The organism is Pseudomonas frederiksbergensis (assembly GCF_001874645.1).
Lineage (GTDB): Bacteria > Pseudomonadota > Gammaproteobacteria > Pseudomonadales > Pseudomonadaceae > Aquipseudomonas > Aquipseudomonas frederiksbergensis_B.
Map to the genome: position 1 here is coordinate 23,046 of NZ_CP017886.1, position 15,006 is coordinate 38,051.

Below are 15,006 nucleotides of genomic sequence, written 5' to 3' on the forward strand. Positions count from 1 at the left end.
TGTGTGAGCAGTCAACAGGGCCTGAAGGCTAAAACGACCGTGCCAAGCTTTCGGTTTGGCACGGTCACATGATGCCTACGCTGAGCCTGATAACCTTCATCGCCATGTATTGCGCGCCAGAGACCAGCAAACGAGATATTGGTGAGTTCGCTCAGCCGATCCCGCCGCTACGACGGAGAGTAACCAGGGTACCCGCCGAGGTAGTCCGCTCGTATTCCCAAGGTGGGATCCGCCATGAAATTTAAAGCATGATTTTTCGCAACCGTAGGTAGCGAGTCCCACCAGGAGATTCGAATCGCATGGTTCTCGCAACACGCGAGCGAAAACCGGAGCAGCATGTCCTCAATCTTTGCCCCGCCGCGCCCTGATTCCGCCAAGGAGTAGATGAATCGCTGGTAGCTTAAATCGCTTGATTCATGCCATGCGAGAACGAATGCCCAACCATATTCGGAGGGGCTGTGAAGAGAACTAGGAGATCCAGGTCTCTGGTTTCGGGGCCCAAGTCCTGTAGCTGGCGGCCTTGAAAATCAAAATCAGAGAAGATCAGCCCCGAGGCCTGCAGCGAGCATCGAGACGTTGAGCCAAAGATAATTAATTTCAGACCCGTAAAATCGTTGGCCGATAGCATCGGGATTGCCCACCCTGCCCTCGCCTACCACGACGCCTTATCTGCATCGCCAACTGCTCCGTCGATGCAGCCAGCTTGGGACTGCCGCGCACAAATCGATCCTGTGCGCGGTCAGTCAATTCTCAGATAGGTAGTGCTTGCTGCTCCTCACCGGCAGTCGTTGGTGCTGCCAACTCACCGATGTCCTCGTCATCTTCATCCATGGATGTGCTAACCGCGGATGACCATTCCCGTAGCTCTACTACAGCCGGGAGCTTTTCCAAGGCATTAGTCGGTTCGATCCCGAGCTCAGCTAGGCGCTGCAGAAGCTCTCCGAAGATTTCCTCCTTATGCATGCTCCAGGACGAAGCAAAGCACCGCCAGAACGTCCAGCCTGCACGCTCGAGGATACGTTGGCGATTCATGTCTGCCTCCCAGCGATCGGGGCCATGGAAAGCGTCCCCATCACACTCGATGGCCAGACGATTATCGTTGGCGCCTTCTACGACCATGTCGAGCCTGAATGCCCCACTCTTCACCTGCGGGATGACGCGGTATCCCCGCTCAACCAATCTGCTGAATACCTGCTGCTCGAACCCAGACTCGCACAGCTTGATGAGGCCATCCTGATCGACCTCCTGCTCAGTTAGCGGTTTGCTGAAGTACTCGAGGAGTGTACGACGAACATCTTTCTGGGAGAGGTGATCAAGAGTGACCGAGCGAATCAGGTACATCCTGTCACGCGCACGGCTAGCGGCTACGTTGAACCGCTGTTCAGCAGCATTGCCTGAAAGCGGATGGCAGTTCTCCGGATCTGCGACCATGGAAATGAAGATGATGTCGCGCTCGCTCCCCTGGAAGGTGCTGGCGTCACCACACGCAAATTCGCGTGCGTGGAGCTCCACGGCCGGGCATCGTTCACGTACTAGCGAATCGATGAATTTGGCTTGTTCCATGCCCCCTAGCAGCGTCACCACACCAATCGAGCGACCCGCATACTTGTCGTCCTTGATAAGTGCCTGGATTTCTTCAACGATGGCTTCGGCCTCAAGCTTGTTGCAGCCCTTCTTGTTCCTCACTCCGTCTTTGACGTAGATGTCCACCAGCGGTGGATCGAGGCGCTCGGATGGTCGAGGGATTCGAAGGGGCTGGATCGCACCGCCGTAGAACTGGTTGGAATAGGAAATGATGGGAGGGACGCAGCGGAAATGCTCACGCAGCATAACCATGTGACCAGCGAAGACTCGCGATGCCAAATCGTAAAGAGATTTATCCGGCGTCATGTCGGCGCCATAGGGCTGGTCATTCAGGAACCGGTTACGAAGCTCGCCGATCCTCTTGCCGGATTTGAAACCGCCATCGGGAGAAACCTGCTTGTCATCCCCTACTACCAGTACCTTTTTGGCCCTGACGATAGCCGGCAAAGCCCATAAGTCTGACTGGCTCGCCTCATCCACAATCACCAGGTCGAAGGCGCCTATTTCCGCCGGCATGGACTCAGAAATCTTGGCGTGACTCATGATCCAGCATGGCACGGCGCCGGCAGCATCCTGCATGCACTGTTGAGCATCGCGGCGATAACGCTCCGCGTTCGGCCCTGTCCCCTGCCCTATCTTGCGTATCGCTGTCGAGTAGCCGGCTAACGCTTGCAGTACCATCGGGCTGGCATTGGCCTTAGTGGACAGCCAAGCCGCTCGGCTCACCACTTCCCGATACATACGCGCCAGGCCAGCCTCGAGTTTTACCCGCTTGCCGTTTAGCTCGACGAGTTCATGACGCGCTTCGATGCTCTGCAGGTGAGAGCGTATCTGCGCATGCTGCCACGCCTCCTTCCAACTACTTGGGAAAGCCAGGTCTTCAGCACCGTTCTCAACGGGGACAGTCAACAACCGATCGGAGAGCTTTTCCGCTCCAGCTGTCATCACCCGATGCGCGCCCTCCCTGACATGATTCAGGAGGCCACCGAGTTCTCTGATCCGCTGCAGTTCTGTCAGCAGGTCGACATACTGGGATACGATCCGATGCGTATCCTGATCCGGGCTGCCCAGGCACTCCAGAACAAATGTACGAAGCCGGCAGGCGATAGGGCCCTCGCCCGCGACTTTGGCCTGCAGAATCGCGAGCGAGGCGCCCGCCATACTGAGATCTAATCGCGCAAGGTTTTGAGTGAGGTGTTGCCGCAGGCCACGAATCTCGGCAATTGTCAGCCGATGCATGTTATCCGGCGCGTCTGCGAAGACCTCCTCGCAGAGCGGCTGTACCTTGTCGACGTACCGTGAGGTGAGCTCGAGAGCCGCCTTAACTGTACTAACGGTCAGCTCCAGTTGCCGCAGATGGGCCATTCCCGCTTGAAGTCGCGGGATCCCCAGGGTCTCGGCCAGCGGGTTCCAACGCGCAGTGAAGGATCGCACGTCCACGTAAAGCTTCAGGTAGTCCTGGACGGTCTTCCAGTGCTCGGCAGACTTCGGAGCCGAGCCATTGATCCGGACATGGCTGATGTGTGTCTTGGCTTGGGATGCTCCGAAGCTCATCAGACCAAACGGCTTTCCTGTTTCGGTAGCTCTATCCACGGCCTCGGACGTTTTCTCGCAATCCAAGGCTTCCTCTGGGAATTCAACAGAGTTTTCCAGCATGACCTTGCGGCGTTGCATCAACGCCTGCGCGGCTGGAAGCATGCCTACAAGGACTGAAATCTCACTGTCGTAGCGTCCACCTGCCGCCTTGAATCGCAGCTCCAGCGACCAAGGAGTTTCGCAGTCCCCGCCGTCGTGCAACACCACAAGCTTTTCTTCGCACTGATCCAGTTCCAGATCCAGCTTCCTGGCGGCAGCGACAACGGCTTCACTGTCGGATTTCAGGGGCATGAGATCACCCTGACCCAGGGCATATTCGAGCGACTTTAGCTGGCAGAGTGAGCCATGGAGCTTGCCGATATCCGCCGCTGCCGGTAATTGCTCCAACTCAGGCAGACTGTAGTTGACGTAGACAAGGTCATGCCCGAGGTCGCGACGGGCCTGTCTTAAGCTTCTACCGAACTCATCGTCGAAAGGCAGTGAGTGTTCGAGAGACAATGAAAGTTCGTCGTCAAACCAGGCGTATTGGTCGCCGCCCTTCATCAGAAGCTCAGCAAGCTCTTCCGCACGATACTTGGCATCGCCTACCTGGATATCGGAAAGCTGATTCAGGGCAATCTCATTGACGCGGCGATCAAGCCTCACCAGCTCGGTATGAGCAAGATCAATGGACTGGTGCAGGCGATCAATCTCTCCCCGAGCAAGTGATGGATTGATTTGCGAAACTTGGTGTTGGATAGCCTCAATCGAGCCTTGGAATTGCCGGATCCCCTCGCGGTCACTGGTCAGCAGCGCAACCGTCAGTGGCCGAACCTCAGCCGGTATTTTCGACTGGAGTACCTTCAGGGCCTGCTCGCCACGTGAGGTGACAAGCACACGTTTGCCAGTCGCCAGGTAGTGGCAGATGATGTTGGCGATCGTATGGGTTTTGCCGGTACCGGGAGGGCCCTGAACCGCCACGCCTGGTGCGTGCTCCAGACGTTGAACGATAGTGACCTGCTCGTCGTTGTATGGGAGGGGAAAATACAGTTCCTTGGGCTCAGCCCTCGATCCATCCATACTTCGGCTGGACAGCCCGCGGAAGTTGACGTGCTGGTAATCGATTGCAATCGTCGATGCCGGGGTCACCAACGCAAGCGGGCCGGCAGGCAGCTCTAGACAGTCCTTAAGTTTCTCTCGGATCTTGCGAAGGTCGTTGATCAACCAGTTGCTGGGTTTGGGGCGCGCAAACACGACCCATGCATCGCTTACCTGCAGAGTGTCACCTGGTTCCGGGAAGCCCTGGGCGCCGTCTCCCATCACTTCCAGATATTTGCCTTTGCTGTCTAGGCTTCTGGCCGAGAGCTTGAGTACATCAGAAAAGGTTGATGGCAAGAATGGGTTCAAAGGGGAGTCGGCATGCCTGCCCAGGTGATCGCGAATAGCTCGTTCGCACTCGCTGGCGCCAGGGATATTGGCGTTAATCAGAGCATCGAACTCGATCATCGGCTCTGTAGCACGCGGGCGGACTTCCACCGCCATGCTCTCCTCGTTCAAAGAGATGTCGAGCGCCTGGGTCAACAAAGGATAATTGAATCCCTGCTGCGCATCGTTGATTGTTAGCGTCCAAGCGCTGACGCCGATGCCCCATACCAACTCCCGGGCAGATTTTCCCGTCTCCATCTGCTGCATCAATGCAAACATGTCGCCATAGAGGCTGATGGTCTTGCGACGGGGCTTCTCAAGCTCAGCCCATTCGTGCCACTGGATAAGGTATGTCGTAAGCGCAGCCGAAGCTTGCGTGCGCACCTCGGATTCCACTGCGCCGATATCGCCCTCCGGATCTTTGTCCTGCTGCTCCCGGATAAGCTGGAGGAGTGCCTGCTCGGAGAGCGCTGGGGGCTTGGCGGGATTGTCACTGACTTTGATGAGGGAGCTGTAGCCGCCATCAACTGGTGCTGGAGCACGTGATTCTTCGAGCCGTTCGATCTGCAGCCAGACATTGTCGCCTGGGAATTGGAGATCAAAGTGCAACCCAGGGAGACCTAGAAGGCCCGCCGGTGGATACACGTCATTAACAGAGCTCGTTAGCTGAAAACGCGACGGATCAAGCTCCTTGAGGCTTTCCTCTGCATACTCAAATAGCCGGCTGAGGAGCTCGTTAGGCGTCCGTTGCATGTTGATACTCCGTAATAATTCAGGGGTGCGATTACATCGGTAAAGATGGCGCCAAGGATGCCATATTGCCTCTACACGTGGTCTCGAAATTAATCTCTTCCGACGAGTGTCCAGACTCACTGGGCAAGTTCAGATTGAACCGCAGGTACCAGTCTTCCGCAGATTAGGCGTAGAGGCATGTACGTCCTATCTATAAGTGTGTAAATCGCTCGATCCGTCTTGGACAGAATCAAATGTCCAATCGGCCAGCCCTTCACAGCCACGGGCAAGGTAGTCAGATGGTACGCCTACTCTTGGATCAGCCCCCACTGCCAATGCGGCAAGCCCTGCACTCTGGGCCGACGGGTTCAATCCATTCCACCAAGAGATACGGACAGCATGATTCTCACAGGCCAGTGAAATTCGCAGCAGCATATCTTCAAGCTTTGCACCGCAGCGGAAGCCTTCTTGTAGCGACTGACGCACCAACTGACAGGTCTGGTCGCTTGACTCGTGCCAGGCGAGAACATACGCCCACCCTTGATCAGTGGGGGCCGTAAAAAATGTCAGTAAATCGAGCGCTTCAGCCTCTGGCCCCAGATCCTGGATCTTGCGCCCAAGAAAATCATAATCTGGGAAAAGCAGGCCTGTGGCTTGTATCGAGCAAGGAGAGCTTGACCAAAAGACAATGAATCGGAATTCAGCAAAATTCCTCTGGGCGAGTGCCGCATCGTAGATGACTTTGTGCCAGTGGAGATGCTGAAAACCAAACGCCTGACCTTGAGCAGCATCCTGTAGTAATTGGCGGTTGGCTTCAGGCAAATCTGGGTGGTCGATTATAGCTGCCAGGGAGCGTGCGGCATTCTCTTTGACAAAGTACTCACGACAAACGCTGCGGTAGGCGTAGAGGGCAACCTGTTCATGATCGAATGTCAGTGGCCTGTCATCGATAGGCGCGAACAGTCTGTTGTCGTGGTGCTTGCACATGCCACGGAAGGTAGAAACCTTCTTGATCCCCGCTTTCTTCAGTTGAGGCTTGCCCCCGGTAGCTCTCAACGTGGTGAGATCTGCGGAGAGCCGGTAAACGTGCCCCTGTTCCTCGATCAGACTGAGCTGGCCGCCCTTCTGGATGGAATGCGCAGAGATGATAGCGTCGCAGCGGGCCCCATTTTCGTGATGGAGGCATCGCCCCCTGTTGCGCTGCTGCGCCATTGCTGCCTGATGCGCCTTAGTGAAGGACATGACGATCTCTATGTATTGGTGCCTACTCAGAGGATGCATTCCGGCACTATAGGTCGCTAGATGCCCGGGGCACCTTTCAAACCGATAAGAGGGGCATGTTCTCTCAGGCTCTTACGGCCTTTCTATCTGCCGATGGGGCGGACGGCCATTGGTATCTGGTGCAGGCAGCATCCAGCTTCATAATCGGAGCCAGGGGGGCGAATGACTCAACCTTTTCCATTAGCATTTGGGATAGACGCTGATGAGCGAATCTCCAAGCTGACGTGCCTTCATCATGGCTACGCGGATTTCGTGTGATCTGATCCATGCTTCATCTCCTAGGGCGTTTCGAAGGCTTGGCGGGCCCCGCAATTTGCTGATCCTGTACACCTGAGGAGGCATAGTTACCCTCCTCCGGGCCTGGCTCACCAATCGCAGCCTGTCGCAGTTGCTCATTCTCTTTCTGAAGGGACGCTACCTGCGCCACGGTTTCTTGCTCACGCAGATCGCCTAACGCGGCGGCCTTGTGGAGTCCCTTAACCTCTTCACGCAGAGCTGAGATCTGCCCCATGAGGTGCTCGGCCACCCCAGCGGACTTGGCCTCACCCTGGCGCAGTGCCTCAACTTGGGTGTTGAGAGACTGAACCAAAGCTTCCTGAGTATGCAGAGCTTTGGTTTGCTGTCTGGCTTCACCGAGCAGGCGTTCATTGTCGCGATTCAGTCGGGTCAGGTCGTCCTGTTTTACGGCAATGGTCTCCCTCAGCTTGCGCTGCTCAACTTGCATCTCATGCAGTTGAGACTCGTGCTTGCGTTGATCCTGATCTCGCTGCTCCTTCGCCGCCTCCCGATAGTGCTCAAGCGCCCCACGGGCCTGAACGTGCTTTTCTTCCAGCGAATGGATGTGCTTGTCCTTTTCCGCAACCAGAGACTCTAGGTCGGTACAGCGCTGACTGAGGCCTGCGTTGCGGGTCAGCTCAGCCTGAAGCGAGGACTGGGTGGTTGCAAGTTCAGCGCTCTGCGTCTCCATCGCGGCCTGTTGGGTGGCCGAATTACGTTGAGCGGTAGCCAGATCCGATCTGAGCTCGATGATCTGGTTTTCCAGCGCGGCCCGCTGCAAGTCAAAAGCTTCGGTCGCCTGGGAGATTACTTCCTGGCCCTCCTCCATAAGCTGATCCAGCAGCGTTTGCACCATGCCGTTGAGCGTGTCGCTTATACGTTCACGTGATGCCACGGGCTCTGGATTGGAGGGCTCAAGCTCTTTAAGGTACCGAGAAATCGTTGTCTTGGAGCCCGTATTTCCGAGCTCTACGCGTACTGCGTCGATGCTGGGGTTGGCCCCCCTGGCCAGCAGCGCCTGACGTGCTCTTTGCACAACAGCTTTATTGATTCCGCCTCGGGCCATGGGGATCTCCTACGATTTCGTACTGTGTTACATGTCATGTAGGTACATAACATTTTTTAGAAATTTTACGCCTTTTGATCTTGGTTTACTAGAAGCTCATAATAGTGCTTTATGGCTTCTTCACCCTTTGTGACGTCCGGAAAACCTCCCAGCGGCGTCTGCAGGCAGATACGCTCTGATTTCGAAGGCAAAGTACGATGGAAAAAGCAGATCGGTACCTCAGCGCCGGCACCCGGGAGAACACCCGAAAAAGCTACCGGGCGGCGATTGAGCACTTCGAGGTGACTTGGGGCGGGTACCTGCCCACGACCGGCGTGAGTGTCGTTCGCTACCTGGCGGAGTACGCCGACAAGCTCTCTATCAATACGCTGAAGCAACGTCTTGCAGCCCTAGCGCAATGGCATCTCACTCAGGGTTTCCCTGATCCGACCAAGACGCCTGATGTTCGCCAGATGATCAAAGGCATCAGGGTCGTGCACCCAGCACAGGTCAAACAGGCTGCCCCGCTACTACTGAGGCATCTGGAGCAAGCGGTCACATGGCTTGAAGGGGAAGCTGCAGTTGCGCTTAAACGTGGAGATTACAAATCACTGGTGCGCCACCGTCGCTCAGTTGCGATCATCTTGATCGGGTTCTGGCGTGGCTTTCGAGGCGATGAGTTGGCCAGGCTGACGGTGGAGAACACGAAAGCTATAAGCGGAGAAGGCATTACCTTTTTCCTGCCCTACACCAAAGGTGACCGCCAGCATGAAGGAACGACCTTCCAGACGCCGGCGCTCGCCATGCTCTGCCCCGTGGAGGCCTATATCAACTGGATAACAGTATCCGGGATCGCGAAAGGCCCGGTGTTCCAGAGGATTGATCGTTGGGGCAATCTGTCAGGCAAAGGCATGCAGCCGCATAGCCTCATCCCGGTGCTGCGCCGCATTTTCAATGAGGCAGGATTGCCTGCGCAGTTGTACAGCAGTCACTCGATGCGGCGAGGTTTTGCGACCTGGGCGTCGGCTAATGGGTGGGACATTAAGGGATTGATGAGTTATGTAGGCTGGAAAGACATAAAGTCCGCGTTGCGCTATGTGGATGCCAGCGTGTCCTTCGGCGGAATTGCTTTGCGCGCCGCCCAGCAAGCGCCCGCCCTGGAGAATAAAGGGATTTCCGGTGATCACCCACACACCGATTGACGCCTACCGGGCAGGCTTCAAAAACTCGGTTAGAAAGCCGTGAAAGCGTTCATTCAGAATAGAGCACTCGGAAAACTTATCCGCACCTCTGGAATCCGTTGGATAGGCCATGGCTGCCCTGCCCCGAATAGTCTTGCCATGCCGTCAGGTCAGTCCCGAGTCTTCCACGTGAGGTTATTACGACAAAATGAATGGCTCAACGATATTAATGACGTTGGAGGGTGGTGGGCGTACCGGCGCATACATTGGCCCGACATACTCAGTAGTAGCCCCATTAAGTGATTCGGCCATCCTGCTGGCGATCGGTGAAGAGTCTCTAGGTTGTCTGGCGTCTATGATGGTGAGCCCAGGGCTGTTCAGGCAAAGGCTGATCTTGTCCGCCCAGAAAGTCCGGGGCACCAAGCGCTGGCAACCCTGGGACTATGTGACGGGACACTGGCCTTAGTTTCCATCGGAGCCCCACTGGTTGGTCACCGGTTCTCATACTGGATATTTTCTGCCCCGAGCAGGTTTTGCAGGAAGGCCAACTCCTCAGCGTCGCACTTGAACAGCCTCTCATCGAACACGATGCAGGGCTTTCCTCCATTCGGAAGACCAAAGGTGTGGATCGTCATGCCCATCCAGAGAACCGCCAGGTTCTTATCTCGGGTGAGCAGCGCTGATCGCCACGCTGGCGGCTCCTCCTGGAATTTGCGCAACAGCGTCAGTAGGAAAATATCCCACATCGCGTTATATGCTTCAGCGGGGCCATACACCGCTGCGGGCTTCAGAACCTTCTTCGCAGGATTGAGCCCTTGAGACGCGGTCAGAGCGCTGAGTGCGACAGCCACGCACAGGTGCTGGGAGGACAGCCCGAGATCCTGCACCGCCTTGATGATTGACTCCCATGCAGCGCGACGCCGGCTTCGACCGGTGGTAGCCATGAGCGAAGGCGCTACCTTTTGCAGAAACCGGATGCCATTGGAAAAGTCCTCACGATAGCCGTCCAACAACACCTGGATGTCTTTAAGGGTAAAGGGCTGCTCAGGCCATACCCTGATATGGGGAAGCGCCTGTTTTAGGGTTGCCACCGCGATCGCCAGCTGATCTCTGACTGCTTCAGCGGTCGGAAGCTCTTGGGTGTTCCCCTCCAGCGCAAACGGCAGCGGGTTTAAATAGCAACCACAGGACTTGTCGCCCAACATCTCTAGAAAATCGCTCAGGGGCTCGGATCCCGACTTCCTCTTACCGTTGTCGAAACAGGCCTTGATCTCCGATACGATATTTCTGTCAACGAAGATGTTGGTGCCTGCAAGACTGTAGATAAGGGGTGCCCAACCACCATCGACAAGGCAGATGCTCTCGTTTCTCACTTTGGGGTCAAGCTGTAACCGAGCGCTCATTCTATGGCCCACCGGAACTGCAACGTTTCCGACGAAACCTGACCCATGCTCAACGGTTCCTTGTATCGCAACGGTCACCGATTCGTTGTTTTGATACCTGAGCCAGTCATCCAGTGTGAGCGCCCCTGCGGTGACGCCCCCTAAAGCCACACCGGAAACATGGTCTGGAAGCACCTCATCATGCCCCAGCAGCATCACTGAAACTCGCGAACCGTCCTGTTGCAATGTGAATCCCCCCGAGAGCAACCCTAAAAAACACCAGCCAAGCGCCGGTCAGCATTGCCAATTATTCGTGGATGCAAGCATACAGAGGGTGCACATAGGCGGGAATGCTCATCCACACGCGCTAGGAGGGATTGCGATTCTGCGAATGACTATGGGTATGGTCGTGAGGCCTGGCCATCCGACTTTGCTACGAGCTCGGCGCCCTTCTCAGAGCGAAGATCCAGCGTGACCGATTTTTTGTTTGTGGCTTCGCTGAGCCAGACCATGGTGCCGCCATACTCAGTGGGCGTTCCGAACTTGCACAAGGTGTCGCCGGCAGGTTGCTCGATCTTGATGACCTCCACGTCGTTCTGACAGTGGCCTAGTAAGGATATACAGCCTAGCTAGGGTTGCTACCGCTTGAAACCTGAGACATCAGGGGATTTAGAGGATCACTTGCAAGGTGGCAAACTGACCAGCTTTTCAACCGACCAAAACCTAGATGGCTTTGGTCAGCCCGCCGGGCGCAGTGACGAAAAGCGTCCGGGGTTGTGGCTCATCGTGGCCCGTAGTAACGGGGCCCTTCTGTCCATGGCACGTAATTAACGCGATCAGTCTCGTAGCTGAACCTGACACCCTGGATCTTGTGAATCATTATCCGTTCGCGGTTGAGTCGCAGACACGGATCCGGGATCGGAGCTTGGCTCATCGAGCTGGGCAGGGAGTCATGCGGCGATGGGCCGGCTTCCCAGATCTGTGGGTAGAAGCTCCAACGATCTTCATCCAGCTCCCATAAATCTGCATGATCCATTGCCTCATGATCCTCGGTCTTTTCAACGCCGCTGGCTTTGTGGAAGAGAATCACATTGTGGCCCGGCGATGCGCCTTGTGCTCCCTGTACCGACGGAAAGAGGATGCCGTCCAGGTTGAGCGACTCGCTGGTGGCGAGAAAGTCAGCGATCGCCTGTGTGATGAGATACCCCTGATCAGCGCTTTCTGGCATAACGGGCATCAGCATTTGTTGCTGCAACTCTCGAAGGAATGCACATCGCTGTGCTTGTTCACTGCGTACAGGATCAAAATAACTGAGGGAAGCATCCGGACAGATTCCGCCCAAGTCGCTCAGATTTAGAAGCCTCAACGGGCGAACAATCTCGAAAGTCGCGGTAACCACCCAGCTTCCTACAGGCGGACGTACTTCCGCCATGGCAGTTTCATCATCGGTCGCTCCGTAGAAGACGGAGATACCAGCAGCGTTCATCCGCCCAGCGGAACCCTTGCCTCTGGGCGTAGGGCCTAGGTGCTTTTCCGGATGCTTGAGCGCAAGGGTCATACCCTCTTCACTCTGAAAACTACGTGCGCGCTGAAAAGATTTGAGAGGTTGGCCAGCCCCGGCAATCGTGATGGCCGATTGAGACCCGGTCGCGGTGTGAAGCTTGTCGATCCCGCTGAAGATCCGCTCTAACACTACACCCACGAAGGGATTGACCAGCCGGGATTCAAACTGGAGGCTCTGCTGCATTTTTACCCAATCGGATGTCATTTGAGCGGATGCAAACGTCTCTTCGATAAAGAATGGATCATCATCCTCGCCCTCCTCACTCCAGCCTTCACGAATCTCAGCATCCAGATCCTCAAGCAGTGACGTATCTTCGGCGCCTAAGACCGTTTCTACCACGTCATACAGTGAGTGCCCTACCGGCGGATAGCCGTGGTGGATGACCGATCCAGGTTGTTCAGCGTAAGCGAATGAAGACCAGATAGCGTCCTGGCATTCGGACAACAGCTCGTCGAAATCAACCACTGGCCGCTCCCGGCCGCAGTAGTCACATTCCTCGACGTCGTTGTGTTCATATTTTTCTTGCAGGTAGCTGTCTACCAAGCAGTCGATACACACCAGCTTTGCCATCGCCTCACCATTTCCTTGGAATGAATCGTTCCTGACGCTAGACAATCTGTCGGGCCTAAACCATCCAGTCAGCGTGATCTCATTGTGGGCCATCATACCGCTATCATCCAGCCAGGCCAGCCGCAGTCCAGCGTGGATGCTCCTGACCTGCTATTCAGTCTACCTTTTCAAATGTTTGGTTTGGACAGATAGAGAGTCCAGTACGCCATAGATTCGAGATCATCCAGCGCATAGCGAAGAACAGAATTTCATTCTGGCGGTAACTGTTGCTACGGTGTTAGGACGGCATGTTGCAAGTATCGCTACCGGTGAATGGCAGATCGGGACGACTTTCAAAATAAAAGTCAGTCACTGACTCATGCTCAGAGATTACTCCGAGCATTTTTTCGGCATATACGGAGATCATTTCCTCGACATCTGGACGCTTGACGCGGGATGCGAGCTGACCTGCTGCCTCGCAGAAAATTGCGACTGAGTTCGCTGCAAGGTAGTAGGCGAACGAGATTTTCTCTGCCCTCGTTGCCGTATGAGCCGCATCCTTAGTCACCGCATCATCTTGAGCCAACTCTATGAGTGTTTGATTGAATACATCCTCTGAGAATCCGTGGATTGAATCAGAGGCAGGCGCAAATAGAATATGGTACAAGCGCTCCATTCCGACGGAAATGAAGCGATTTTTTGCGTCCGGCCATCCGGGCACTTTTCTGCTGCTGTCCAACGGCTTGAACATATGCTTCATCATCGCAACCTGCTCTACAAACGCCTCCGCTCGTTCCAAACCTTTAGGATCAGAATCGTTTTTGGCGTATGTCACCCAATGATCAGCACGTTTTTTTGTCTGGCTAAGGTAATGAATCAATAGAGAGCGGCTGCGGTTAGTCGTGACGTCGTTTACGATCAATATCAAGTTGATGGCGTTTTCTAGCGAGCACCTGGCTAGCGCTTCCGCCGAGGAGTAGCAGCTAGCCTTTAGGCAACTCAGGATGCCCACATTCAAGTCATTAAGGTTTGAGCCTATGGCGTAGAGCGCGACTTTTGGGAGAAGCGTGTACTCTCCATCCTTATTAAAATCGAGCAAGCTCAGTGCCTTATAGGTTTGCTCTTGGCATTCTTTGTAGTGGTCTAATGATTCCGGACACCCATTTAGGCGAGAATACCCGCCAGATCGAGGTGTCAGATGACCAAGCAACGCCGTACCTTTTCCGCTGAATTCAAACGCGAGGCTGCCGACCTCGTGCTCAAGCAAAACTACAGCTTCATCGAGGCCAGCCGCTCGCTCGGCGTTGGCGAATCGGTTCTGCGCCGTTGGGTCGACCAGCTTCAGCAGGAGCGCACAGGCATCACCCCACAGAGCAAGGCGCTAACTCCAGAGCAGCAAAAAATCCAGGAGCTGGAAGCTCGGATCGCTCGCCTTGAGCGCGAGAAATCGATACTAAAAAAGGCTACCGCGCTCTTGATGTCGGAAGATCTCGAGCGTACGCGCTGATCAATCAGTTAAGCGTCCATGAGCCAGTTGATTGCTTGTGCGAGGTGTTCGAAGTCGCCCGCTCGAGTTACTACGCACATCGTCTCAGACGGCTAACCCCTGACGTTGAGCGGCTCAGGCTGCGTAGTCGAGTGAACGAGTTGTTCACCCGGGGGCGAAGTGCGCCGGGCAGCCGCAGCATCACCGTGATGATGCAAGAAGAGGGTGAGCAAATCGGGCGGTTCAAGGTACGCGGCCTGATGCGCGAACTGGAGCTGGTCAGCAAGCAGCCGGGATCACACGCCAACACTTTTCGCCCGGAGCAACCCAATCTCTTCTCGCTCTGCGAACGATAAATACCTGCCGGATATTTGGTTAGACATGAACAATGGCATCCCGCCACGATGACGGAACCAGCGTGTGCCTACCGCTGATGATACGCCAGTGGCCTCCGCTGCCTTTTCGCTTGTGATCCCGGTCGCGATCTGTTTCCAGAACAGCCGCTCAATTTCGTTGCGAAGTGACGGCGCACCTGGCGAACGCATCGCTCCTCGCCCCGTCAACTTCTGCATCCAGCCTGCAGGTCGTCCCATAAACACCTCGATTAAAGGTGTTGCGACGACCGGTTGAATTCGCCCAGTACGCCAGCCGCCAATTTCGCCAACGACTGTGGCGCTACCGTATGCGCCAGAGCATGAGTCGCCGAGGAAATTGCTGGGATAATGCGCCGATGGAACGGGTGTTTCGCAGTTTGAAAACAGAATGGATACCGACCACTGGCTACATGACCGGCCAGCAAGCTCAGCGAGACATCAGCCAGTACCTGATGCATCACTACAACTGGATCCGACCCCATCAATTTAACGATGGGTTGGCCCCGGCGAAAACTGAAGAAAAACTCAAAACCGTGTCCGGGATTAGTTGAC

General features: G+C 55.5%; 8 protein-coding genes and 1 pseudogene. 2 read left to right on the forward strand and 7 right to left on the reverse strand.

Annotated elements, in window-relative coordinates:
- Positions 1-750 precede the first annotated feature (750 nt).
- From BLL42_RS00140 to BLL42_RS00150, 3 genes are all read right to left on the reverse strand, one after another.
- On the reverse strand, positions 751-5,337 hold the full coding sequence (locus BLL42_RS00140; RefSeq protein WP_071550150.1) for a PDDEXK-like endonuclease domain-containing protein: 4,587 nt from the start codon (positions 5,335-5,337) through the stop codon (positions 751-753).
- Positions 5,338-5,523: 186 nt separating this feature from the next.
- On the reverse strand, positions 5,524-6,558 hold the full coding sequence (locus BLL42_RS00145) for a hypothetical protein (RefSeq protein WP_071550151.1): 1,035 nt from the start codon (positions 6,556-6,558) through the stop codon (positions 5,524-5,526).
- Between the two features lie 310 nt (positions 6,559-6,868).
- Positions 6,869-7,939: a DNA-binding protein gene (locus BLL42_RS00150; RefSeq protein ID WP_071550152.1), complete on the reverse strand. Its 1,071-nt coding sequence runs from the start codon at positions 7,937-7,939 to the stop codon at positions 6,869-6,871.
- A gap of 197 nt (positions 7,940-8,136) precedes the next feature.
- Here BLL42_RS00150 and BLL42_RS00155 point away from each other — a divergent pair, with 197 nt between their 5' ends.
- A complete protein-coding gene (locus tag BLL42_RS00155; RefSeq protein WP_071550153.1) occupies positions 8,137-9,120 on the forward strand; it encodes a tyrosine-type recombinase/integrase in 984 nt (327 codons plus the stop codon).
- Positions 9,121-9,590: 470 nt separating this feature from the next.
- Here the strand turns inward: BLL42_RS00155 and BLL42_RS00160 are convergent, their stop codons facing one another.
- From BLL42_RS00160 to BLL42_RS00175, 4 genes are all read right to left on the reverse strand, one after another.
- The gene (locus BLL42_RS00160) at positions 9,591-10,697 is read right to left on the reverse strand and encodes a hypothetical protein (protein WP_071550154.1); all 1,107 of its coding nucleotides are present in this window, start codon (positions 10,695-10,697) and stop codon (positions 9,591-9,593) included.
- Positions 10,698-10,876: 179 nt separating this feature from the next.
- Positions 10,877-11,071, reverse strand: a complete 195-nt coding sequence (locus tag BLL42_RS30930; protein ID WP_201788747.1) for a CoA transferase — start codon at positions 11,069-11,071, stop codon at positions 10,877-10,879.
- A 191-nt stretch (positions 11,072-11,262) separates the two neighbouring features.
- Entirely contained in the window at positions 11,263-12,711 is a 1,449-nt protein-coding gene (locus tag BLL42_RS00170) for an RES family NAD+ phosphorylase (protein ID WP_236721951.1), read from the reverse strand.
- A 181-nt stretch (positions 12,712-12,892) separates the two neighbouring features.
- Positions 12,893-13,693, reverse strand: a complete 801-nt coding sequence (locus BLL42_RS00175; RefSeq protein ID WP_071550155.1) for a DUF5677 domain-containing protein — start codon at positions 13,691-13,693, stop codon at positions 12,893-12,895.
- 99 nt (positions 13,694-13,792) lie between these two features.
- Here BLL42_RS00175 and BLL42_RS30935 point away from each other — a divergent pair.
- Positions 13,793-15,005: pseudogene (locus BLL42_RS30935) on the forward strand (transposase).
- Position 15,006 lies beyond the last annotated feature (1 nt).

Coding starts and splice junctions, on each gene's coding strand:
- BLL42_RS00140 (WP_071550150.1), bottom strand. CDS start 5,337: ATGCAACGGACGCCTAACGAGCTCCTCAGCCGGCTATTTGAGTATGCA.
- BLL42_RS00150 (WP_071550152.1), bottom strand. CDS start 7,939: ATGGCCCGAGGCGGAATCAATAAAGCTGTTGTGCAAAGAGCACGTCAG.
- BLL42_RS00170 (WP_236721951.1), bottom strand. CDS start 12,711: ATGATGGCCCACAATGAGATCACGCTGACTGGATGGTTTAGGCCCGAC.
- BLL42_RS00145 (WP_071550151.1), bottom strand. CDS start 6,558: ATGTCCTTCACTAAGGCGCATCAGGCAGCAATGGCGCAGCAGCGCAAC.
- BLL42_RS00155 (WP_071550153.1), top strand. CDS start 8,137: ATGGAAAAAGCAGATCGGTACCTCAGCGCCGGCACCCGGGAGAACACC.
- BLL42_RS00160 (WP_071550154.1), bottom strand. CDS start 10,697: ATGCTGCTGGGGCATGATGAGGTGCTTCCAGACCATGTTTCCGGTGTG.